Annotated in this window: 15 protein-coding genes and 1 pseudogene; 7 read left to right on the top strand and 9 right to left on the bottom strand. The window is 54.4% G+C overall.

Translation table 11 applies throughout. The annotated features are described in order from the left end of the window. Positions 1-79 precede the first annotated feature (79 nt). Genes J3U88_RS21385 through J3U88_RS21405 form a run of 5 tightly spaced genes read left to right on the top strand, consistent with a single transcriptional unit; the run spans position 80 to position 5,579 of the window. Positions 80-763, top strand: coding sequence for an ABC transporter ATP-binding protein (locus tag J3U88_RS21385; RefSeq protein ID WP_207861017.1), 684 nt, complete (start codon positions 80-82; stop codon positions 761-763). After that, complete coding sequence (locus J3U88_RS21390) at positions 760-1,929, top strand: HlyD family secretion protein (protein ID WP_207861018.1); 1,170 nt, start codon at positions 760-762, stop codon at positions 1,927-1,929. Before J3U88_RS21385 ends, J3U88_RS21390 begins: the two co-directional genes overlap by 4 nt. Continuing rightward, complete coding sequence (locus J3U88_RS21395; RefSeq protein WP_207861019.1) at positions 1,926-3,155, top strand: efflux RND transporter periplasmic adaptor subunit; 1,230 nt, start codon at positions 1,926-1,928, stop codon at positions 3,153-3,155. Before J3U88_RS21390 ends, J3U88_RS21395 begins: the two co-directional genes overlap by 4 nt. After that, positions 3,152-4,357 (top strand): efflux RND transporter periplasmic adaptor subunit, encoded by a 1,206-nt coding sequence (locus tag J3U88_RS21400; protein WP_207861020.1) that lies wholly within the window; start codon positions 3,152-3,154, stop codon positions 4,355-4,357. Before J3U88_RS21395 ends, J3U88_RS21400 begins: the two co-directional genes overlap by 4 nt. Then, positions 4,350-5,579, top strand: a complete 1,230-nt coding sequence (locus J3U88_RS21405) for an ABC transporter permease (protein ID WP_207861021.1) — start codon at positions 4,350-4,352, stop codon at positions 5,577-5,579. The genes J3U88_RS21400 and J3U88_RS21405 overlap by 8 nt, the downstream gene beginning before the upstream one ends. 107 nt (positions 5,580-5,686) lie before the next feature. Here J3U88_RS21405 and J3U88_RS21410 read toward each other — a convergent pair whose 3' ends face one another. From J3U88_RS21410 to J3U88_RS21430, 6 genes and pseudogenes are all read right to left on the bottom strand, one after another. Further along, on the bottom strand, positions 5,687-8,782 hold the full coding sequence (locus J3U88_RS21410; protein ID WP_341535192.1) for a M36 family metallopeptidase: 3,096 nt from the start codon (positions 8,780-8,782) through the stop codon (positions 5,687-5,689). Beyond that, positions 8,783-8,968: pseudogene (locus tag J3U88_RS35390) on the bottom strand (hypothetical protein); the annotation flags it as partial. Positions 8,969-9,906: 938 nt separating this feature from the next. Then, on the bottom strand, positions 9,907-10,134 hold the full coding sequence (locus tag J3U88_RS35395) for a C1orf53 family protein (RefSeq protein ID WP_207861023.1): 228 nt from the start codon (positions 10,132-10,134) through the stop codon (positions 9,907-9,909). 352 nt (positions 10,135-10,486) lie between these two features. Beyond that, positions 10,487-12,292, bottom strand: a complete 1,806-nt coding sequence (locus tag J3U88_RS21420; RefSeq protein ID WP_207861024.1) for a LysM peptidoglycan-binding domain-containing protein — start codon at positions 12,290-12,292, stop codon at positions 10,487-10,489. Between the two features lie 318 nt (positions 12,293-12,610). Beyond that, positions 12,611-15,904 (bottom strand): 2-oxoglutarate dehydrogenase E1 component, encoded by a 3,294-nt coding sequence (locus J3U88_RS21425; protein ID WP_207861025.1) that lies wholly within the window; start codon positions 15,902-15,904, stop codon positions 12,611-12,613. 262 nt (positions 15,905-16,166) lie between these two features. Next, positions 16,167-17,360, bottom strand: coding sequence for a WD40 repeat domain-containing protein (locus J3U88_RS21430; protein WP_207861026.1), 1,194 nt, complete (start codon positions 17,358-17,360; stop codon positions 16,167-16,169). A gap of 235 nt (positions 17,361-17,595) precedes the next feature. Between J3U88_RS21430 and J3U88_RS21435 the strand changes: the two genes are divergently transcribed. Further along, on the top strand, positions 17,596-18,168 hold the full coding sequence (locus J3U88_RS21435) for a hypothetical protein (RefSeq protein ID WP_207861027.1): 573 nt from the start codon (positions 17,596-17,598) through the stop codon (positions 18,166-18,168). 74 nt (positions 18,169-18,242) lie between these two features. Next, a complete protein-coding gene (locus J3U88_RS21440) occupies positions 18,243-19,115 on the top strand; it encodes a hypothetical protein (RefSeq protein WP_207861028.1) in 873 nt (290 codons plus the stop codon). 72 nt (positions 19,116-19,187) lie between these two features. Here J3U88_RS21440 and J3U88_RS21445 read toward each other — a convergent pair whose 3' ends face one another. The 3 genes from J3U88_RS21445 to J3U88_RS21455 all read right to left on the bottom strand — a co-directional run bounded on the left by J3U88_RS21445 (position 19,188) and on the right by J3U88_RS21455 (position 23,561). After that, positions 19,188-20,945 carry a DegV family protein gene (locus J3U88_RS21445; RefSeq protein WP_207861029.1) on the bottom strand — a complete coding sequence of 586 codons (1,758 nt, stop codon included), beginning with the start codon at positions 20,943-20,945 and terminating at the stop codon, positions 19,188-19,190. Between the two features lie 423 nt (positions 20,946-21,368). After that, on the bottom strand, positions 21,369-22,454 hold the full coding sequence (locus J3U88_RS21450) for a hypothetical protein (RefSeq protein WP_207861030.1): 1,086 nt from the start codon (positions 22,452-22,454) through the stop codon (positions 21,369-21,371). A gap of 285 nt (positions 22,455-22,739) precedes the next feature. Next, positions 22,740-23,561 carry a mechanosensitive ion channel family protein gene (locus tag J3U88_RS21455; RefSeq protein WP_207861031.1) on the bottom strand — a complete coding sequence of 274 codons (822 nt, stop codon included), beginning with the start codon at positions 23,559-23,561 and terminating at the stop codon, positions 22,740-22,742. Positions 23,562-23,951 lie beyond the last annotated feature (390 nt).

Here is a 23,951-nt window from a genome sequence, read left to right on the forward strand (position 1 = left end):
GTATGATTTCCCCCTTACAATGCGGCTTATAACCGCGTCAGTCCTCCTCTGATCAAACCGACCGGAGCGCCTAACTTCTATGATTTTTATTGAAGGGTTACGCAAAACCTACGTCATGGGCGAGAGTCAGGTAACCGCCCTCAACCATATCGACCTGAACATTGAGCGCGGTGAGTTCGTGGCCGTGATGGGTTCATCAGGCAGCGGCAAATCAACCTTGCTCAATATCCTTGGCTGTCTCGATACCTTTGACACGGGTAGCTACCAGCTCAACGGCACCGAGGTGCGCCGTTTCGACGACGACGAACTGGCCGCCATTCGCAACCGCGAAATCGGGTTCATTTTCCAGAATTTCAACCTGCTCCCGCGCAAATCCGCCCTGCGCAACGCGGCGCTGCCCCTGTTGTACCGTCGCGGTGAACGCATTGATTGGTCACTCGCCGAAACCATGTTGCGCAAAGTCGGCCTGGGCGAGCGCATGCACCACCGTCCCATGGAACTTTCCGGTGGACAACGGCAACGGGTCGCCATTGCTCGGGCCTTAATCAACCAGCCCGCGATCCTGCTGGCGGACGAGCCAACCGGCAACCTCGACAGCAAAACCTCGGCCGAAATCATGGCGCTTTTTTGTGAGTTGAACCAAGGCGGCCACACGATTGTGATGGTCACCCACGAGGAAGATATCGCCGAATACGCACATCGCGTGGTACGCCTGAAAGACGGCGCGATTCTCAGTGACGAACGTACCGGGGGCGCCCCATGAGCAGGGTCATTTTGTTTTTGATATGCGCCGGTCCCCTCGCGGCGGCAACACCGCTAAAGGTAATGCGCGGCGATCTGCAGACCAAGTTGGTGCTCACCGGTCGCATCAAAGCGGTGAGCGGCGAGAAAATCATCGCCCCGGTCACGGATAACTGGCAGGTCAAAATCGATTGGATGCTACCCGAGGGCGACATCGCGGCACCCGGCGACGTGGTGGTTCGTTTTGACAACAAACAAGATCGGCTCAACCTGAACCAACTGGAACAAGACCTTGTCAACGCGGAAGCCAACTTGCGCACTCAGGAAGAAGAGCTGACGGATCGCCTGCAACAGTTCGCCAAAGACTTGGAAAGCAGCCAACTGGATCTGGCCCTTGCCGAAATCGACGCCCGCATTCCCGCCGAACTACAGGAACGCAAAGAATACGAAAAGAAGCAGTTGGACAAGCTCAGGGCGGAAGGCACCTTGGCCCTCAAAAAACGACAAATAGAACTGGATACGCGGGTTGAGCGGAACAAATTGGCATCGTCACGTATCCAGATCCGACGCCTGCAGGAAGAGATCAAGCAGCAGCGGGAAACCATCGCCAAGCTCTCGCTTACCACGCAAAACGGCGGCGTCATTGTTTATGCCGATACCACCGATTCATCGCGGAAACTGAACATCGGCGATACGGTGTATCCCGGAGCCACCATCGTCACCATCCCCAAATTGGACGAACTTGAGTTAGAAACCTGGCTTACGGAGCAGGAGTGGGTGCGCGTCCGCCAGGGCATGAAGGTCGCGGCGCGCCTTGACGCCTACCCGGAAAACCGGCTGACCGGTCGCATCAGAACGATCTCAGCCCAAGGCAAAGAAAAAAAGAACTGGAGCCGAGGTGTGTACTTTCACACCTTGATTGAACTGGATCACGTGGACACCGACCGCATGAAACCCGGCATGAGTGCCCAAACCGAACTTTTGCTCGACCGCCACCAAGATGTTTTGTTGGTGCCCCTCCAAGCGATTCGGTTGGAACAAGGCGCCTATCAGGTACAACCGGAGGGCGGTGAACCCATGACGGTCAATCCCCTCGGATGGGATGCGTTCCACATGGCCGTTGAGGCCCAACAAAACCTGGCTGAAGGCACGACCTTAATGCCTATCACGCGAGGGGGCACCCCATGAAACCCATTAAAACGCAGGCGGCGCAGGCGCGTTTCATCGGTTTTTGCCTGCTGCTTTTCGGGACCGCCGCTTGCGCGCCCTCGACTTCAGACGAATCAACCTATACTTTGGTCCGCGCCGACAAAGCGGTCACCATCCAGGCTACCGGGACCTTGGTTTCCAAGAATTCGGCCTACCTGGTGGTCCCCCAAATCCCGCGTATGTGGAACTTCCGCATCGATTTCTTAGCCCCGGAGGGCCAATTGGTCAAGGAAGGTGATTCCGTGATCCGCTTTAACAGCCAGGAATTGAATCGCCGGTTACAAGACGAGCGAATGGGCCTGCAAGGGAAAGAAACGGAACTGACCAGTTACCAACTGCGGGCCAAGGAGCGACGCGAGAGCTTGGCACTTCAGGTCGCCGAAAAGCGGGCTCAAGCAAAAAAGCTCGAATACAAGCTGATGGTGCCGGAACATTTGGTGGAACGGGCCGAACTGGAAAAAGACCGCATCCGCGCCCAAAAAGCGGTCCTGGCTTTGCAACGGATTGAAACCGAACAGCGCAACCTCGCGTCGGAAATCAAAAAGCGAACCACCAACCTTGAGCGCGGTATCAGCAAAAACAAAGAAACCATCAACCAAATGGAACAGCATCTGGCCCTGTTAAACGTCCGCGCAACGCGCGACGGCATGGTGGTCCACAAAAAGAATTGGCGCGGGAAACGCTGGCAAGTCGGTGACGAAGCCTACCCCGGCGCCACCATCGCGGAAATTCCCGATTTAACCGCGATGGAAGTCAAAGCCGTGGTGGACGAGGTAGACGCGGGTCGCGTCGCGATGGAACAGAAGGTGGACGTTCGTCTGGACGCCTATCCCGACCAAAGCTTTCGCGCCAAGGTCGACCGTATGGGCCAAATTTTCCGAACCAAGGCGTACAACAAACCCAGCATCGTTTTCGATGCGGTGGTTTCGCTGCTCGAAACCGATCCCGAGCTGATGCGACCAGGCATGGCCACCACCATAAAGCTCCATGTGGAGAACCTCACGGATGTGTTGTTTGTGCCCCGCGACTGCGTGGCCTTCCGCGACGGACAGGCCTTTGTGCAGCAACCCGACGGCTGGCGCGGTATTGCGGAAACCCCGATTCAGTTGGGACGGCGCGGTGATGATTGGTTTGAAATCGTGGCCGGCATTGAGGCCGGGGTCACCATCCTGCGTCAACATCACGATGAGGAGGCAGCCCCATGACGGCGCCGACACGACGCTTGCTGGGCGTCTTATTTACGGCAATCTTGGCCCTTGGCTGCGGTTCCGACGCGCAAACAACCACCATGACGATTCCGGTCGAATTAAAACCCTTTCGCATCGTGGTCCGGGCCGACGGCACCTTTACCGCCGCCAAAAGTACCCCGCTCAATGCCGACCCAAACGCGGGTCGCACCGCCATCCTGTCCTTAACCCCGGAAGGTCGCATGGTGGATCAAGACGAGGTGGTGATTGTCCTCGACGGCAGCAAAATGACCTCGGAGCTAAACATGCAAGAATTTGCCCTTGAGGAAGGCGCGGTGAAAGTGGCCTCCATGCGCCTGACAGCCTCAAAAGAAAAGGACAACCTGGACCACACCCTCGCGATGCTCGAGCGCGAACTGGATTTTACCGAGCGTTTTGCGCGCCGCGATCCCGAGCAATTCAGCCGCATGGATCGAGAAACAGACGAGGCCGACTTAACCCTGCTTCGCTATAAATTGGCGCACAACCGCACCAAGAAGGCGCGCCATGATAAGAAGCTGCAGGCCTCGGTGGCCGCCCAGGAGGCACGCCTGTCCTTTTCGCGCACCCGCACCGAACGCCTCAAAAAACAACTGGCAAGCCTTGAGATACACGCGCCCCATTCGGGAACCTTTTTCCATGAACGGAAGTGGCGGGGAACCATTGGTGTCGGCGATACGGTATTCCCCGGCATGAAACTGGCCAATATCCCTGATTTGAGTTCGATGGTGGTCGACGCTTATGTGTTGGAATCGGAGGCTTCCGGCATCGAAGAAGGCACCGCGGTGGAAATCAGCGCCGCGGCCTCACCGGACCTGCTGTTGACGGGAACCGTCTTGTCGATCAACCCCTTTGCCGAGCAGCGTTCACGGAACGACCCCACCAAATATTTTCGCGTGCGGGTTGGCTTTGAGAAACCGGACGTTGCTTGGATCAAACCCATGGGCGAGGTAAAGGTTCGTTTTCTCGTGGCCGACATCGCCGCGGCACTGGCGGTCCCCAACCAAGCGTTGTTCTCCGAGGCGGGCGAAACCTGGGTTTACCGTCGTGTCGGAGGACGCTTTGAAAAACAGATCGTTCAACTGGGCCAACGGGGACCGAACCGCACGATCATTTTAGAAGGCTTGACGGCGGGCGACCATATCGCCACGGCCCAACCCACGGAGGGCGAACTTGAATGAATGGCGCCTCGATTTTGAAGAGGCTTTGGAAAAGTTAGCGACCCAGAAACTCCGCACCTTCTTAACCCTGCTGGGGATGGTGTTCGGCGTAGGCGCGGTGATTGCCATGCAAAGCATCGGCGAAGGTGCTGAACGCGAGGCGCTTAGCTTAATTGAAGCGATGGGCACCCGCAATGTCATCGCCAAAAACCGACCTTTTGATCCCGACCAACTTCGCGAAATCCGCGAGCAATCGCGCGGTTTGAACCTCGATGATATGGAAGCGGCACGGGCCACGCTTTCTTTTGTCTCAGAAACCATCGCGGTGAAAAAGGTCCAAGCGCAGACCATCTTCAGCGCGGCCGGGAAAAGTGACGCCATGGTGGTTGGGCAAACCAGCGCGGGTCAAACGCTTGCCATGCGCCTGGGCCGCCCGCTCCTCCCTCACGACGACGTGACCGTCGCCAAGGTTTGCGTCATCGGCAGCCAGACCGCATTCGACCTGTTCGGCAACCGCGACCCATTGGGCGAGCGGCTAAGGATCAATCACCTGTGGCTGACCGTGGTGGGTGTGGTTGAGGACCGCATCTTGGACAAAGAGGAGTTCCAGGGAGTGGCGATTGAGAACCCGCGCAACCGTATTTACGTGCCTTTGAGCACCGCGCTCAACCACTTCAAATCCCAACCCTTGGACGCCGAACTGGACGAAATCCACTTCTCCATTGAACGGGGTTACGCGACCGCCGCGGCGGGACGAGCCTTGGCGCGATTGTTACATACGCGCCACCGCGAGGCCGATGATTTCGATTTGGTGGTACCGGAACAACTGCTGCAACAGCATCGACGCACCCAGGACATTTTTAACATTGTCATGGCGGCCATCGCGGGCATTTCGCTTTTGGTCGGCGGGATTGGCATTATGAACATCATGTTGGCCAACGTGCTGGAGCGCACCCGCGAAATCGGTTTACGCCGGGCTTTGGGCGCGCGACGCGGCGATATTCGTCGCCTGTTTATGATCGAAGCCTTTTTGATCGCCGGCCTGGGTGGTTTTCTGGGGTTAGTGATCGGATTCGCCATTGCCGAGGGCATTTCACTGTATTCCGGCTGGTCGGTGGCCTGGTCGCCGGGCGTGGTTTTGCCGGCAATCGCGGTTTGCGCGGCGGTCGGTTTGATCTTTGGGATTTACCCGGCGGTGAAGGCGGCTCAGTTGGATCCGATTCAGGCATTGCGCCACGATTAGTCCGAAAGAAAAAAGAAAAAGCGCCGCGAGGAGCATGCAACCCTCGCGGCGCTTTTTTATGATCGGCCGGGACAAAATCGGGTGATACCCGAAACGATCCTAGGTGATTAAAGTCTGGACGACAGGATGAAACAGGATCCGGTCTGGTTGATCCATTGGGTTAAATCCAGCACGTTGAATCGTGAATCCTCGTTGTAGTCATTGGCTTCCCGCGCGCCGTCGGCGACGGAGGCGTCATCGTGCCACACCAAGTTGAGGTAAATCAAATCTTGGAGATCGACCGCGTTGTCGGTGTTCGGATCACGGGTCGCATCATAGGGACAGGCGAAGTCGCAGGTTTCGGATTGATCGAACCGCGCCGGGTTGTACGCGCCGCCGTTTGGAATAGGGCGCCCATCAGAAAGGCCCACCAAGCAATCAACAGGCGCAATATCAAGGTAGGTCATCCGAATTCGGCCGTCATCAAAAAACAGCTCGACCTGAACATTGACAGGTTTCGGTTGGAAAAGCAGGGGTACCCACTCAGTCACATTTTGGAAAGTCACCACAACACGATCATCTAAGATTTCATAGCTTACGATACCGGGCTCTGGATCGGAAGCAAGAGAGCCAGGATCAAGATCGTCCCAAAAAAAGGCGATACGAGGTACCGTAAAATGTCGCTCGATGTCCTCTGTCGAAGGGCTTCCTGTGGGATCGTTACTGCCAAAAGTAATGAAACCGTTAGACATTAGGATAAAATCATTGTAATTGACACCGTAGAAGTTAAATGGCTGTGGAAGTGGAATATACCTTGCGTCTTCATCGCCAAACCCTTCAATAACCGTCGCATTTTCGGTGGAGTAGTTCCATTCCCCATCTCCTTCCTCGATACACGATTCGTATTCAGAGAAGTTAGAATTTGGGGAAAAAATCAGCACCCGGTTTTGAAGTTCCGTAGCATTTACTCCTTCACCCTCAAACAATTGGGCCGGAATGTCGGGCGCACCTTGGGTAATAAACCCCCGCCCCTCGGATACGACCTGACCACAAGAATTCGAGCTAATCACACGCCAGTAGTGCTGAATCCCAACCCGCAACGGGGTTTCTGTTTGGAAAACCGTAGTGTTTGTACGACCCGTGAGAACAATGTCGCTAAAACGCTCATTCAAGGATACCTCAACCGTGTATTCAACGCCCTCGGAACTATCGTCCCAACTGAACAAAGGCAGATAAGAGACATTGCGCTCCTCTGAAGAGGGTAGCTTGAGGGTAACCGGTGTAGGTGTTGCCGAGATCACCTGGAAGTTAAAGGGGAAATCCCGTTGCGTTTCGCCGTCGTCCAGTCTCAATGTCACGGAGTAATTACCAGAGATGAGGCCGCTTGAGTTCGCGACTGTCAAGCGCACAAGCGCGGGGAACTCCGTAAAAGTCGTTTCGTTCAAGGAGAATTCGGCCCCCTGTGGAGCATCAACCAGCGAAGCGCTCACGGTCCCAGACCAAAGCCCGCCAATCCCAAAATCAAAGGTTTTGTCCGCCCCGGCACACACCTCGCGGTCATTGCCACGAAAGGCGCCAAAGGAACAGGTTTCTGGCATGTCGTAACTGGCAAAACCGTCAGTGGTTGAACCGGAAAAACCCTCGCTAGCGGAGAAACCTAAACCTCGACGGGCAAAGGCTTCCCAAATCAAACATTGATTCGCACCGCCGGTAAGGTTTTGATCGGCTTGAAGAATAGCGTTCCGGCCCTCAACAAAACCAGGCAGGCAGCTTTGCAATTTCATGCCGTCAATTACCAGTTGCAGCGCCAAGTTATTGCCGCCGTTTTGCCAACCCGCAGTGAAGTCTTCCTCAAAACCGTGGGCATCAACCAAATCCCAATAAAGCTCCCACAACATAGTCGCCCATATGTAGCCAACCCCGTGAGGAATGGTTGCCCCAGGTAAATCCTCATAGGTAGCCCCGTTCAGTTGCATGTCGGTGGTATAGGGGGCTGGGCGAATACCCTGCCCATTGGCATCCTCACCCTGGACATAGGTACCAACACCGCGGGAGGTCGTGCGTGTATCGCTAGCTTTAGCGGTCAGCACAAGGCCGACGAAATCACTCCAACCCTCACCCATTTGCTCCGTATTTCGCAAACAATTGGGTTCGGTGCGCCCACCAGTCAAACGCGTGGACAAACCATGCGCATATTCGTGAGCGATAATCATGTTTGAAAAACTGCCATCACGACGGGGCGTGGTGTAGTTCCAAACGTACATGTTCATAAATGCAGGAACACCGTCGGTCGTGATCAAAAAAGTAGCGTTATTGAGTGTCGGCCGATCCGCCTCGGCTTGGGCACGCGCAAGAACAGGGTCACCGTCACCGGGTCCACCGCCATTGTTGGTGTTTTGGTAGTTACCAGCCGTTTCATTGAAACCATACAAGTAGAGAATGTCGTGCAGGTAGTTTGTCCAAAAAAACAGGTTAACGGCGGCAGCGGCTTGGTTGGCATCGGGACCCAAGTTAAGGTTCAACGGAACCAACGATCCAGTGAAATCAAGATTCACGCCGCCGTCAAGGCTAACCCCTTCGTCGGGTGCACGATCATTGTTTCGATCAAGAAAGGTATGGGTGTTGTTGCCGCGGGTGGTGGTAAAGGTACCACCGTCGGCCGCACCGTTTTCATCGTGCCAGCCGAAAGGCGAGGCGGTTTGGTTGGCGGGGTTGCTGACGATGACGCGGGGGCCGTCGTCGGGATACTCCATCGGCGGTGGAAACACCTCGTATTGCGGCCCACCGAGGCCTAAGCTATCGATAAACAAGGAAGGGGCCAGGGATTGATCTCGCGTTACCTCGTGGCTGTGGCCCGGTACATGAAACGAATCTTCGATTTTGTAATTGCGTTGTTCAATGACGTACCCCAGGGTGGCGTCAACCATCCACTCGACACGGTCATCCGACTCGGGCACGTCGACCAGCCAAATGGCCCGCAAACGGTCAGGTCCAATGGGTAAGTAGGCGCGTTTTGCCTTCACCAAGTCAGCCGCAAAATCGGCCTCAAATAGGGTTTCAAAATCTTCACCGACGGCACCTTGGATCTGACGAACCGCTGTCGGCTCGGCCGCAAGACCCATCTGCCGGGCACCGGCTAGGGTCGCAACCAACGCGTTGAGTTCAAAACGGCTATCCACTTTTTCGGCACCCTGCTCAATAAAAGCAGCGTCGGCTTTGATCACACTGCCGTCGCGGGCGATATGGATGCTCATGGAACTGCCCAAAACCCGCAGCCCGTCGACCTCTTGCGCCATATAAATGTGGGTTACACCGGATTGAGGCGATACGTGGGCGCTGGTGATCACCGCGTTCGCCAAATCAGTTGCGGTGACACCTAAGCCATCGGCGTTTTCGTTGAGGTACCGCATGGCGATTTCATGGGCGTCGCCCTCTTGCGGTCCGGTCAGGTTCTGAGCTAAGCGATTGGTTAGTTTTTGGTTAGGGATGACATAGGCTTGCGGCTTTTGGATATCCTGGGCTGCTACGGACCACAGAATACAAAAAACCAACAGCGGGCGCAAAATGGCCAAACGACGTAATATGCTCACGAGCGGAAATCTCCTCAGTACTTCTTTTCAAGATAGTGATCGATAAACCTTAATCAAGAAAGGTGGCATTCATCATCCAAATAGCAGGACAAAAGTAAATCAAGGATGACACAACCTTAACATTCGGGACAACCCCAAATCACCAGCCGTGCCGACGATCACTTATCAGAATTTGTTCTTACATCAATAAATACCGCCTTCCTCAAATCAGATACCTGACCGATCCAGTCACTTAGAGCGAAATAGGGTGGCGTAGCAAATGCATCGACACGCCTCCGCCACCTCGCCAAACAGCAGTGTGCAGCCATCCCCAAGAACTAAAAACAGACAAAACGACTTTAAGTCGCTTTATTTAAGTTACTTACATAAGATAAGAACTTTACAATACAGAAGTAAAGATTGGCATCGCTTCCGCGCCATGCACGATTCACAGATACCAGAACCGGCACCAAACGCCGCCACGATCAAAAAACATGGAACAGGTCCTGCCCGCGAACCCACATCGAAAACAAAAAGTTCACGCGGCATACAACGCATGGGTCGCCGAGTGGCCCCATTCTTCCGGCCGCCGACTGCAAGGTCTGATCACGACGCGGTAACTGATCACACCTAATTACACAAACTTTACCTTTTGATTAAAACGAACAAAGACAGCTAGGTCACATGAATAAGTACTATTGTTCTAAATATCATTAAACGGTTACCCGGCCACGAGACCACCCAGAATAAACAACCCAAAACGCCTTTGCCGGCGTTCTTTAAGGGGTCTTTTTAAGCTGATTCTGTACCGCTTGGCTGAGCACACGCCCCCCTTTTTGGTGGCGCGGTGTAAACGGGCAATGGCGGCATCCATTGCCACAACAAATCCCTCGTTTTACGTGGAAACGCTCCGTGAAAACCATGTACCCCTGTTCGTTGGTGTAATGGTCATATTCTAACCGCCGCGCGAGATCAGCTTCCGCAACCTGATGACTGTTGATCTTCACTTCGCCCCCGAACCTTTGAAAAATCGGCCAATCACGACACTTACCTAAAATCGTTAGCCCGCATTTCTTACAAGGATTCGTCGCGAGGAGCTGAAAGCCTTGTGAGTACGAAGATTACGACCGAGAGACGGCACAGGGGTCCGACCTATCGGCGTAGCAGCGCTACGGCGAAGGCGGCTCGACCGAGTAATGCGGAAGGCCGCCCCCTCGTAATCGCATGGCTTTCGGCTTCGTAGCAGAATTCCTTGTGAGATATGCGGGTTAGGCCGATACGTAAAAAGAACCTATCAATACGCGACTCGGCCGAGCCAAATAGAATCGACCGAGCCGAGCGTTTTGTCAAGCGGGTTCATTAGGGAATCAGCAACGCCTGATTGGGATAGATTTTGTCTCGTTTGCTCAGTTGATTCGCGGCCAACAGTTTGCGCAGGCTGATCCCGTGTTTTGCCGCAATCTTGGCCAAGGTATCGCCCCTGCGCACGCGGTAGGTCTTTTTGCCGGCGGGTTGTTGCTTAATTTTGAGCTGCTGGCCCAAGCTCAAACGGGAACCCGACATTTGGTTCCATTGTTTGATCCGCTGCACCGTGGTTCCGTATTGTTCCGCCAAACGCCACAGGTTGTCACCGCGACGCACCTTGTGGGTTACCCAATCACCGGAACCCCCGCCCGGCGCCGGCATGACACGCCCCCGTCGTCCGGGAATGACCAGCTTTTGGCCAGGCCAGATTTGGTCGCGACTTTTTAGTTTATTGGCCTGAACCAGACGGGTCACCGAGGTGCCGTAGCGTTTGGCAATCGCCGAAAGGGAATCACCGCGGCGCACGCGGTGTACACCCGAGGTATCCACGGGGATTTGACCGGGCTCCATGTTGGCCACGGCCGCGGTGGTCGCCTCAACTTGGCCACTGGGTACTTTGAGCATGTAGCCGTCGCCGGGCGTTAAGCCATACCGCAATTCGGGGTTCAACATCTTAAGGCTCTTCGCGGTCAAACCCAGGCGTTTTTCAAGCTCGGAAAGGTAGACGGACTGTTCGATTTTCACGGTTTCGAAATCGAGCGGTGGGTATTGTTCGGGCAAGTCAAATCCGTATTTGGCAGGATCCTCGAGGATCGCCAAGGTCGCGATGAAGCGCGGCACATAACGGGCTGTTTCGCGAGGTAAGTTGTTGTAAAGGTCCCAGAAATGGTCGAGGTAATTCAAACGCTGGCGATTGATCGTTCGCTGAACACGGCCCTCGCCACAGTTGTAGGCGGCAAGCGCGGTCAACCAATCACCGAACAAACCGTGCAAATCCTGGAGATAAGCAATCGCTGAATTGGTGGATTTGACAGGATCCATTCGTTCGTCGACAAAACGGTTGCGCTCCATGCCGTAGCGGTATCCGGTAGAAGGAATAAACTGCCACATGCCCAAAGCCCGTGCGCGTGACAAAGCGTTGGTTTTAAACCCACTTTCGATGAGTGGCAACCACGCCAATTGCGCCGGCATGCCGTTTTCAGCCAATACCTTTTCGATCATGGGTAGATACCGGCCCGCGCGTTTGTAGGATTCAATAAAAAAGCGGCGTTCACGTTTTTGGAAACTGCGGATTTCGGCTTCAACGTGTTCGTTGATTTCGATGGGAATGGATTTGCGCAAATCACCGACGGAGGTGGTACGGCTGGCGTAAATCTCGACCACACGTTTGGAAATCAAGTAACGTAAGTCGTCTTTTTCCTGAAGGATATCGGGATGTTCTTTCTCATCAACCGACATTACCCCTTCATAAGCCGCGTCGAGGTGACCAACGGCCGTCTCTAAATCGCCCTGGAGCCATGCTTCCCGGGCCAGTTCATAGGCACTCAAGGCACCTTCCAAACGTTCCCGTGCGGTCAGTTCCGGCACGACCGGCTCAGGTAACGGGCTTGGATCGGGGTCTTGCCAAACCTCGGGCTCCACCTCGGCGAGGGCGGTTTCTTGCGGAGGAAGGGTCGCTTCTTCGACTGTTTCCATTTGCTCGGAGGGCGTGGGCTCCTCGGAAACGGTCGTGTCGACCTTGGGTGTCGGCTCGGGCAAGCCCTGGGTTTGCAGCGATTGCTTGGGACCACAACTAAGGAAACCAAACCCAATTAACAGCAGAAAAGGAACAAAACGCGCGACAGGCAAGGGCAAAAGCAAAGTGTGCACCACCAAAAAATCATTTGGAAAACCCGGTAGAGCATGGAAGCACCGGCCTTCTTAACCAATGAACCAACCGCATTCAAAAAACCGGGGAAAAAGCGGCATGATACCGAACCCGCATAGCTCACAAGGCTTTCAGCTTCTCGCGACGAATCCTTGTGAGCAAAGCAGGCTCACCGCGAATTAAAACCATACAAAAGGAGTACGGACCTTGTCCAGCCTTGTTTCAGGAGGTGGCCCTGACCTGTTGGGCGACAAAAAAGCGTCGTGCCGCCCTAAGGAGAACCCCGGCAAGGATTCCCCCTGGCGAAACCATTAGGTTGTGGATGAAGGCTGGGAAACGGTCAAACCCAGTGCCTCGTGGATCAACCGTTCCTGGTTAACCCGGTGGTTGGCGGCACTACCGGTGGCGGGGCTGGCGGCCTCTGGACGGCTCACACAGAACAAGTGGTGCGAACCGCCGCCCTCAATGTAGTTCCCCAGCTTCAGCTTCAGGAAAGGCCAGGCCCCCATGTTGTGAGGCTCTTCCTGAACCCAGTAAACAGGTACGTCCGATTTGTAGGACGACAACACGCGTTTCAGCAAATCAGAAGGGAACGGATAATATTGCTCTAATCGCAAAATAGCCACATGGTGCATGTCGTTCTCACGCCGTGCCGCAAGCAGTTCGTAATACACTTTACCGCTGCACAACAGGATGCGTGAGACCTTGTCGGGATCCACCTCATCATCAGCGATCACCCGTTGGAAGCCACCCTCCGCCAAATCAGAAAGCGGCGAAACCGCCTCCGGGTGACGCAACAAACTTTTGGGCGACATCACAATCAGCGGTTTCCGCCATGGCCGCAGAACTTGTCGCCGCAGACAGTGGAACAACTGGGCGGGCGTGGTCAGGTTGACGACCTGGATGTTGTCATCGGCGGCCAGCATCAAAAACCGCTCCAAACGGGCGCTGGAGTGTTCCGGCCCCTGGCCTTCGAATCCGTGGGGGAGGAACAACGCCAAACCGCTGAGGCGGCGCCATTTCTCTTCACTCGTGCTGATGAACTGGTCGATGATAACCTGGGCCACGTTGCTGAAATCGCCGAACTGGGCTTCCCAGATGGTCAGCGCCTCGGGGTAATCCAAACTGTAGCCGTATTCAAAACCCATAACCGCCACTTCACTGAGCGGGCTGTTGTAAATCTCGAGGAACGCCCCGTTTTGGGCGACCTGGGCCAAGGGTGTGAAGAGTTCGTTGTTCCGGCTGTCGTGGAGCACGGCATGTCGGTGACTGAAAGTGCCGCGTTGGACATCCTGACCGGTGAACCGCACCGGATAACCCTCGTCCAATAAAGTCGCAAAAGCCAAAGCTTCACCATTGCCCCAGCTCAATAAGCGCTCACCTTCGGCCATTTCTTTTTGTTGCTTGAGGAAACGCTGAATTTTGGTGTGGGGTTTAAAGGTGTCAGGGTACTCGGAAATCTTGATCAGCAATTTACGCAACTTCTCCAGGCGAACCTTGGTATCCACCTCGGGAACCTCTTTGTCCAAACCGCCGCGGTAGGGTTTCCACAAACCCTGACCCATCTCAATCTCGATGTAGGCGCCGTCAGGATCCTCGGCATGTTGGTATTCAGCTTCCAAATGGGCCTTGGATTCCTCCTGAATACGGTCGGCTTCTTCCTGGGAGATTCCACCCAATTTGAGCAGGTTCTTGACGTAGAACTCGCGGACGGTCGGCCGTTTTTTGATTTTTTGGTACAGGGTCGGTTGCGTGAAACCAGGGTCGTCGCCCTCGTTGTGGCCGTATTTCCGGTAGCTGTACATATCGATCACGATGTCCTTGCGGAACTTTTTGCGGAAATCCATGGCGATGCGGATCGAGCGCGCAACGGCCTCGGGATCTTCCCCGTTCACGTGGAAAATGGGAATTTGCAGCATGCGCGCGACATCGGTGGCGTATTGGGTTGATCGCGCATCGCTGGGATCCGTGGTGAACCCGACCTGGTTGTTGAGAATGATATGAACGGTACCACCCGTACAGTAACCGTTGAGTTCACTGAGATTGAGCATCTCCTGAACCACGCCCTGCCCCGCAAAAGCGGCATCGCCGTGGATCACCAGCGCCAGCGCGCGCGCGCGGCCCACATCGCCGAAACGGTCCTGCTTGGCGCGAGCCCGACCCATGCAAACCGGGCCGACAAATTCAAGGTGACTGGGGTTAAAACACAAACTCAGGTGCAAATTCTTACCAGAAGCGGTGCGGTGATCGCTACCGTACCCCAGGTGGTATTTCACGTCGCCGCGCCCACCGTGGGTATCAGGCGAGGTATCTTTAAACTCGCGAAACACCTGGCTGGCCGGCTTACCCATGATGTTCACCAACACGTTTAAACGACCGCGGTGGGCCATGCCGATAATGACCTCGTCAGTGTCATGGGCGCCGGCTTCCTCAATCGCGTTTTCCAACAAGGGAATCAGGCTTTCAGCGCCCTCCAGCGAGAAGCGTTTGGCGCCGACAAATTTGCGGTGCAAAAAGCTCTCGAAATTCTCGGCATCAGCCAGCTTGCGCAGAATATGTTTTTGTTCTTCCGCCGTCATGCGCATGCGTAAAGAAGGGTCTTCCATACGCAGGCGAATCCACTCTTGGATGTCCAAATCATCAATGTGGGTATATTGCACACCAATAGAGCGGCAGTAAGTATCTTCCAGGTGATTAATAATGTCACGCAGGCTTCGGCTTACGGAGGCTTTGCCAATTTTGACGGTTAATTTAAGGTCGAGATCTTCTTGACGGAAACCATAGTGTTCCAAGGTTAATTCGGGGTGCTCAATTTGATCCAAAATACCCAGCGGATCAATGTGCGCTTTGACGTGGCCCCGCTCGCGGTAAGCAGTTACCAAACGGTCGGCACGTTCCTGGCGGAAGGCGGCGTCGCGCAAACGCGCGGCAAGCACATGCACCAATCCGAGATCAAGACTGCTGCGCGCTTGCATCACCTGGTAAAGACGATCCCTTTGAATATGGATCAGGCGACAGGCGGTTTTAGCCACCATGGTCGCGGAACGGGGACGATCATCAAATACGGCCAATTCTCCGATCATTTCACCGGCACCGAGGAAGTTAATCTCCACGCCTTTTTTGATAATGGCAACCAAACCCTCGATGATATAGAAAAAATCGTTGGCCGCTTGCCCGGTTTGGCTGATGATCTCGCCTTCGTTTTTCTCGACGAGGTCGGTAATGGCGGCTATCGCTTTTAAATCCTCGGCCGTCACCAGTTCAAATAGGGAGATCTGGTTGAGGTAGGCCAGAACCGTGTCGCTTTGTGCCAATTGGGCGCGTTTCTCTTCCTCATGTGCGCCCAGGGACAGCGCCGGGGCGCCGGCCGTGGTTGGCGAAACAGGCGCAAAGTCATCTGTTTTTGCCGGTCGCGCCGGCACGGGGGCGGCGCCGAGGCTCGCCGCGGGACGCGCTGGTGTCGGAGTCGGCGATGCAGGTACCTCGCCGTCGCTTTCAAAGTAACGGCGCCATTCCGGCGAGACACGCTCGGGATCTTCCAAATAACTTTCGTAAATCGATTCAACATAGACCAAGTTCTGGCTGTAAAAGGGAAAATTACGCACGCACCCACTCCCCAACAAAGAGATTTTCGGAGGACCCGAGCAACAACCACCACCTGTTTTCCGCGTTTAAACCGCACGAGACGGCCGACCGATGCCAACGTTCCCCCTTGGCATACCGACCAAACACAGAAGTTCCGCGAACGGCCCAACCAGAACCGTACTAGGTTGGCAAGCGCCAACCGCGGGCTACACGTCGTGGATGCTGAATGTGGGCAGTATAGCGAACATCGGCAACCAGATCAATCGAGCAAACGGCGTCACATCAGGGTATTGGCGGAACAACCCAGGCTTGAATGAACGGCTCGCTTTGGGTCCGACCCAACAAAAGCAGCAATCGTCCGTCATAACTGAATTCAAGCCTGGTTCCGTGCGCATCCGCCCCGGCAAACGTCGCCAGGGTTTGACCCGTATTCATTTCGTATAATGTCAATTCACCCGCGCGATTTTTGGCGGCAATCCAGGATCGCCGGGGATGGCAACGGAGAAGATCAACCACTCCCGCGGGCCATTCTTTTCGGACTTGGTTGGCCACTGCATCCCACACCATCAGGCGATCACCCGAGGCCAGCACCAATTGGTCTTCCATTCGGTCGAAATCCATGGCACGAATGCGATCCGCATCCACCCGCATCAGCCGGCCTTGATTGAGACCCCAGTTATCCCAGACCACCAAGTCAGAGGCAGGCGACTGAACACCCGGCGCCGAGTAACGCAACACCGCGATCCGCTCCTCCCGTTGGCTAAAAGCCAATGCCTGAATAGGGGGGTTGTCGCCGCGATAAACAGCATCACGCGGAACGCCGCCGAAATCGCCGAGAACCACACCGTCCTGACCGTCGTACAGGAGCAACCCGCCGCCATGACGTGGCATGGTATAGAAGTTGCCGAGCGGAGACCAAGAAGGCACAAACGCGGCCCCCTTCTGAACATTGAAATGGTGTTCTTTGAGCAATACTGCTTTTTGGGACATCGTCGGCCGCTCCTGGTAGGGATCGAGCTCAACCCGCCACAAACGCACCGCGCCTTTCTCGTCTAGGGTCAGCAAACGGCGGCGATGATGGTTCAAGGTGGCGCGCATAACCGGCTCAGGATGGCTCAAGCGCCATTGGAACAGGGATCCCGGCTTGGAGAGGTTTAGCCGCGCCAGGGAAATCTCACCCGGGGCAGCCGCGTTTTGCTGGACGACGAACAGGTTTTGGCCGTGACGCATCCAGTCCACGACCGGCCAGGCAGGTAAATCCGTTTCGAGGCGCGCCTTTTCCACCGCGCGGCTCTTGTCAAAGGCCGTAAAAATCAGGGTTTTGTCCTCGACCTGCCATTGAAGCACCCCTTGGCTGAGCCGGCGTTCCAAAGCCGGCGGGGCTTGCCTCCAGGAATAACGCGGTTCCTGAACCGGAGCCGACCCCATCCAAGCGCTTTGGATTACTGCCGCAAACAGTCCCAGCATCATGCCCATCCCCTGCCTCCTTAGCCTGTTACAGCCGATTAATCCGGTCTCCCGGTCCTTGCCGTAACCAGGGCCGTCCCGAGGAAAGCCCCATCATGCCATTGCCGACCTAACGTATCAAGTCTTGCGCGCCGTGATCCTTTGGCCCGATGCCGCCACGCCGAGCCAATTTGCGGACAAGGCTGGGTCATTCTGCTGGAATCGGTTAAGATGCGCGGTATGGTTCCAAGGGAGAAAGTAAGCGATGTTTGAATTCCTTAAAAAATCGAGGTCCAGCGACCCAGCCGCCACCGATGATCCGGCCACCCCCGCCGAAATCGCGGGCGAACCACGGGCCCACCACTTCACCTTTTCTCAGGTTGTGGTCCCACAAGTGGCCTGGCGCGATCCCATGACGTTCTTCGGCGGCATCAAGATGGATCGAGAACGGTTCATCAATTATTTGTTAGATGTGAATCGCGACATTAACCAGAAAAATCGCGATCCCTTTCGCATGCATGCCGAGGCACTCGCCATCAAAACAACGGTCATCCGGCCCTGGCCATGTATCTTAATCCAGATGCCCGAACCCTTGTTTGTCGGCGAGTCCTACATGATCGCCCTGGTTTTGCTGGCGGACCCCAAGGCGGAAGAGCGGGACATCGATCCCGAAAAAGGCCCCGGCATCGCACTTTTCAACCTGGACCGTGACCAGGAAGGAACGCTGGTCAGTCAATGGCGCGGCGAAACGCGAAAGGTGCACCAACCCGGTCCTCCGCCCACGGAAGAACGCTTCCTCCACTGGATTGCCGCCACCTTGGCCGACCGTCGTGGATAACCTAAATTTAGATATAAAACACCAAGGGGGAAAACCTTCCCCGATATGATGATTAGCTATTAGGAGTGATCGCAATGACATGGATTTCCTCTGCGCCCCGCGCCCTGTTCTGGGTGGTTCTGTTCTTTAGCCTGCCCGCCGCGGCTCAAACAACCCAAGCGGAACGCGACGCCGCCGAAAACCGCCAACGCACCAGTTTGTCTTACGGTAAGGACCGAAACATTAAAGTTCACTTCCGCGGCCGTGCCGGCAACATCGAACTGAAGGCTTCCAACCAACAAGGCCAAGGAGAAGCGGTTACCTATTTTCAAAAAGGACGCGGTTACAGCGCCTTTGATCGAGAGAAGCAGGTGTTCAAATGGGAAACAAGTATTCCGTACACACTCAATCGATTGGCCGGCCACATCCAAAAAACCGCGCCCAACATGCGCGCGGAAATCCCCAACGGAGCCGAACTCGATTTCAACATGTCGATTAATTCGGTGGGCTATGGTTCGTTAAATTTTGCAGATCTCAACATCAGCCGCTTTCGCGCCCGTGCTTCTTACGGTGACATGGACATCAATTTCCCCACGGTGAATCAATCGATTGTCAGAGGTCGGGCAACCTTCGGCCTGCTGGCCGGGGACCTGGAAATTAACAATCTGGCCAACTTAAAAGCCGACAAGATCAAAATCAACGGCGGCGTCGGCGAACTTAGCGTGGATTTCGGTCCGAAAATCCTCATCGATACCCAGATCAAACTCGACCTAGACATCGGAAAAGCGGCGCTGACCTTCCCGCGTGGAACCCAAGTCCTTATTCGCGGTACTTCCCGCGATTTAACCCAGTACGGTTTCGTTAAAAACGACAAAACATGGGAACCGGAATCCTTTTCCCCAAACAGCCCCAAACTGGAAATTGTCATGAAGGGTCCGGTCGGCGAGTTAGCCGTCGACTGGAAATAAGCACACCCGGCCGGGTCACGCCCCACGAATGGGCGTGTCCCGAGGCGTGTGGATCACGGCTACCGGCGTGGCTTACTCTTGGAAAAAAGCCACACCCAGGGCACCCTCGCCAAGGCGGTAACCGGCAATGGGTCCCATTTGACGCAAAGGTGCGCGGGTGGTGGATAACCGACGCCCCAACTCCAACCGCAAAGCTTCTCCTTGCTGACGGTTACGAACGTGGCCAATCGCCATGTGAAGCCCGGACTTATGATCGAGGCGGCGTTCTACATGCTGGGCCAAGGCGTTGATTGGGTTCTCTTTTTTGTCGAGTTTTTCAATCAGTTCAAAGTCTTCACCGTTCCAGTAAAGAATGGAAAAGCCCTTTTTGGCCAAAAAGCTGCGGTCGGCATTGACCGCAAAAATCATATGGAGCTGAGAAATCGCCGTAATTAGGCGTTCTTCCACCTGTTCCGCCTGGAGCGATTGACCCACTAAATCAGCGGCATAACGCACCAAAAGCCCCAATCCTAAGGAAAAGGAATGGCTGTTGATGGTGGTCGTCTCATTGGCGAGCAAGCTCTTGCCATCCAAACCGGTCGCTTGTAGCTTGGCGACATTTTTATCCACGGCCTCAAACATGGGACCGACCTTTTCACCCATGGTGATGGTGACACAGTCGTACTTGGGCAGAAAATTCACGTAGCGATCGAGAATGGTTTCGTTGTCAGGCGGCAAAATGGTGACCTGCTCGAGCACTTTCGATTTGCTGCTGTAAACCACATCCTCGGTTTTGGGATCAGTGGCCAGCAGTTGCTCGGAACCAAGCTTGAGGGAAACGGAGAAACAGGAAACGCCTAAGTCGTAAAGTTCTTCCTGGGGCAAATCACAACTCGCATCGGTCACCACTTTGACGGGTTTGTGTTCGGTAACCAACTCAATGATTTCGCGTTCCAAGAACGTATGTAAATATTCGTAACAAACAACATCGGGAAGGTTGAGGCGGTCCACATAGGTACCAATGCGCGGGTATTTTTTAATGATCTCCAACGCGGCCCGGACAGCCGGTTTAAAGTTGGTGGATTGCAGCGCGGATGGATTACCGATCCGCACCCGGTAATTGGCATTGGGCAATTTGTGCCAATTGGCCATGAGTTTTTCGTTCGAAACCCTGGCTTCCTCGAGTAGGTCGTCGAGCTCCTCTTCAATCGAGTATTCGATCACTTGGCTGTCCGCCTGGAAATGAAAGGCGGCCTCGGCAATGCGCAGACAACGGAACAGGGCTTTTTTGCCCAAGGTGATGCCATGGCGTGCGTGCACTATTTGACCGTCACGCATATGAATTTCCATAAGCAGCGGGCCGTCAATGGTGATGCATCCCGAGCTTTTCTCATCAGATAGCTGCATAATCAAATCGATAATCTTGAGGCGCGCCAATTGGCCGGAAATGCCCACCGACGTTTTTTTGATGGCGCGGCGGTGCAAGTTCACGGTTTCTTTGACCCGTTTCAGGAGCTGTGTTGGGTCAAGATCCTTGGTAAGGTAATCGGCCGCACCTAAGGACATCACGTTGTTACGGTCACTATCGCTGGCCTGACTGGTAATCACCATGACCGGAATATTCGAGAGGTCGGTAGAACTTTTAACAGTTTGAATCAAATGATCGGCGTCGCCGTCGGGCAAATGCATATCACATAAAACCATGTCAAAGTCAGCCACACGCAGTGCGGACAAGCCCTCTTTCAGTTTGGAGACAGGCATCACTTCATAACCATTGGAGAACAAAAGAATGACCAGCTTCTTCTTATCCTCAAAATGGTTGTCCAAATACAAAATATGTGGAATCGGCATACCGCCCCCTTCCTGTGTTTGTTTCCGGCTATTTGATCCTCATATTTTACACGGTTCAACGAGGATGCCGAACGCGTTTTTTGCCTAGAACCATACAAATGGGGCACTTAGCCCGCATTTCTCACCAAGGATTCGTCTTCGTAGCAGAATTCCTTATAACCACTTTGCTTTCTCGGTCGGTTATACCTCGCCCCAGCTCTGCCGGACCCGCGTTTCGCATCGGTCGCAACCGTCTTGCTAACAACCATTTCAGCCCCTTGCAACCAATCCTGGTGCGTCATGCCGGTCCCCGTTATTTACGGGAGCATCACGCAAAAAAGAAAACGGCGTACGTTCCAGAGAAGTACGCCGTCATTGAAAAGTGACGTTTCTATTTGATGGTGAAACCCGAAGCCTTGTTCGGCGCGAGCTAATACGCCGACCTTACGGGGTGGCCACCAGGAAGTAGGACTCAACGGGTTGCCAATCGACAAACGCGGGAAAGGTTTTATTGCCGATTTTGCCGGCCAGGTCGCCTGAACCGCCAAAAGGTGAAAAGGATTCCACAACACTAATCTCACCCGCATCGCTAACCTTTACAACACCGTAGGCCGAACGGAAACCGGTTTCGGTTCCAGAGCCTTTGGGGCGTAGGTCCAAACGTGGCGCAATCGGCATCTGTTGGATCTCGTGTTTGAAAAACTGTTTTTTGAGATCGGCAATGGCCCGCGCGGCAGGCATGGCTTTTTTAATGTCGTCAACCTTCTTTCTACAGGTTTTGTGATCAGCCATGAGTTCGAGCAAGTTGGGCGCGCCGGCGAGGATAGCGCGGTCGATCAGAAGGGGAATTAACTTGCGGCGACGTTGATCGAGCAAGTTGGTATAGATATCGTCATTACGTGGACCAGCCAGGTAAATGGACACCATCACGGCACCAAGAGGTGCCTTTTTGTCTTCTAATTTGGATTTGGTGTAGAGGAAAAAACCGCGGTTTTCCGCGGAGATTTCTGCGAATGCAAAATCATCTTGACCGGTGATGGGATCGAAGGTCGCTTTTTCGGCGATTTCGACGAAGCGGTCGTAAGCAGCGGGTCGTTGCGCTTGGATCAAACCACTCATGGCGGCCAAACGCAGTTGAATAGGGTTCTCTTCGTTGGCGACATAAGGCTCGAAAATTTCGGGGTTGAGCCGTTCCCCGAAGGTTGCGAGCAAACGCAAAGCCACCATGCGCGCCACATCATTGGGCGCTTCAATAAGATTGGCGTTTAAGTCGTTGCGAAAGCGGAAAAGATCCATGTGCCGGAGCACATGCATATATTGAATTTTCTTCTCATCCGGTAATCTGTTTAAGTTGCGCACCACGGTACGCAAACCACCCATCTGGAAGTGTTTGATTAACTCCTGGGTGGCAAAATCGGAATCGGAGGATGAGCCCTCAACCAATTTTTTAACTAAAGCGTCGCGATCTGGTAATTGCCCCAAACAAAAGGTGGTCATACACAAAGCAATCGCGAAAAATCTCACAAGCATGCTGCCCCCGAAACTTTATTTAGGCGAACGATAGAATGGAACCATGCCTAACAAATGTCTTTCATTCAACCCGATTTTTGCACGGCATGCAAGAACCAATCTGCGTAAACCTTTTACAACTCGTTACTTCTCATGCACTTACAATAACACCCAGCATGCAGATTTTATGACACAGGTTTTGCATACCCGTGCTAATCGACCGTTAAGAAGTCGTATCTCGGGTTGATTCAAGCCGACAAAAGCGGACAAAAAGGGGGCCGAAACCCCCTCAATCGGTCGATTGGGTTATGCCGCGGCCTCGCCGGCTTCGGCTTGGTGGACCACGATTTGTGCAAACGGAATCTCAATGCCGGCGGCGTTGAGGTCGTCGTAAACAGCGACCCGAACCTGGTGCAGCATGGCGTGGTAATCGGGCGTTTTGGAATGGGCATGAATGGCAAAATCAAGTGAGCTGGCGCCAAAGTTTGTGAAGGCAATAATGGGTTTGGGATCTTCCAGAACCAGATCGCAACGATCAGCCGCTTTATCCAAAACCTCGATCACGGCTTCCATTTCAACCCCATAGGCAACCCCAACTTCAATGGTTCCGCGTCGAATACCCTCGGCGGTGTAGTTGGTAATCGGACCGCCAAGAACCGCGCCGTTGGGAATGATAATTCGATGCTTTTGCGGCGTAAGCAGAACGGTGGTAAATATGCCGATGTCTTCCACAACCCCGGATTCTCCGGCGGCTGTAATGAAGTCCTTGAGGTCGAAGGGGCGGAAGAACAGGATCATCACACCCGAGGCAAAGTTGGAGAGACTGCCTTGCAACGCCAAACCAATGGCGATACCGGCGGAAGCCAAAACGGCCACCAAGCTGGTGGTTTCAATGCCGACCGTGCCTAGCGCGGAAATGATCGCAAGAGCCAGGGTCGCATATTGAGACAAACCGCTCAAAAAGCGGCTTAGGGCTTCGTCAACCTTACGGTTTCGCAACGCCATGAGCACGATGCGGTTGACCCATTTACTCAAAACCCAGCCGACGACGAGAATAAGAACAGCAATTAAGATGTTCTGTAGAAGGTCGACATAGTGGTTGTTCACGATACTTGGTTGTTCATTCATGTCATCCGTCCTCTTTCAGACAATATTGGGGAATACCGAGGTACATTGGTGGGAAACAAGACAGCGGCGAGATACCGAACCAAACAGCAAACGCTTCCCGACGCCGATGGGGTCTCGCAAATCAGGGCGTGGGACCCTTCGCACCGTACAAGAAAACATCGCGGGGAGGGCTTTGAACCGTATTGGTGAGCGTGGTGGGCCCTGTTGCTTTTGGAGAAAGACTCCACCCAATCTATCACCCATCACCAATTTTGCAAGTGCTTTGGCGAGAACATCGCGATGCGGCATGGGCCGCGCAACCCGTCGACTCAGGCAAGACCGGAGGATTCCGGCTTAGAACCTAATAAGCGCGATCAATCGCGGTACATCGGTTACAACACCATCGAGGAG

Source organism: Acanthopleuribacter pedis, from assembly GCF_017377855.1.
In the GTDB taxonomy this organism is placed as follows: Bacteria; Acidobacteriota; Holophagae; order Acanthopleuribacterales; family Acanthopleuribacteraceae; genus Acanthopleuribacter; species Acanthopleuribacter pedis.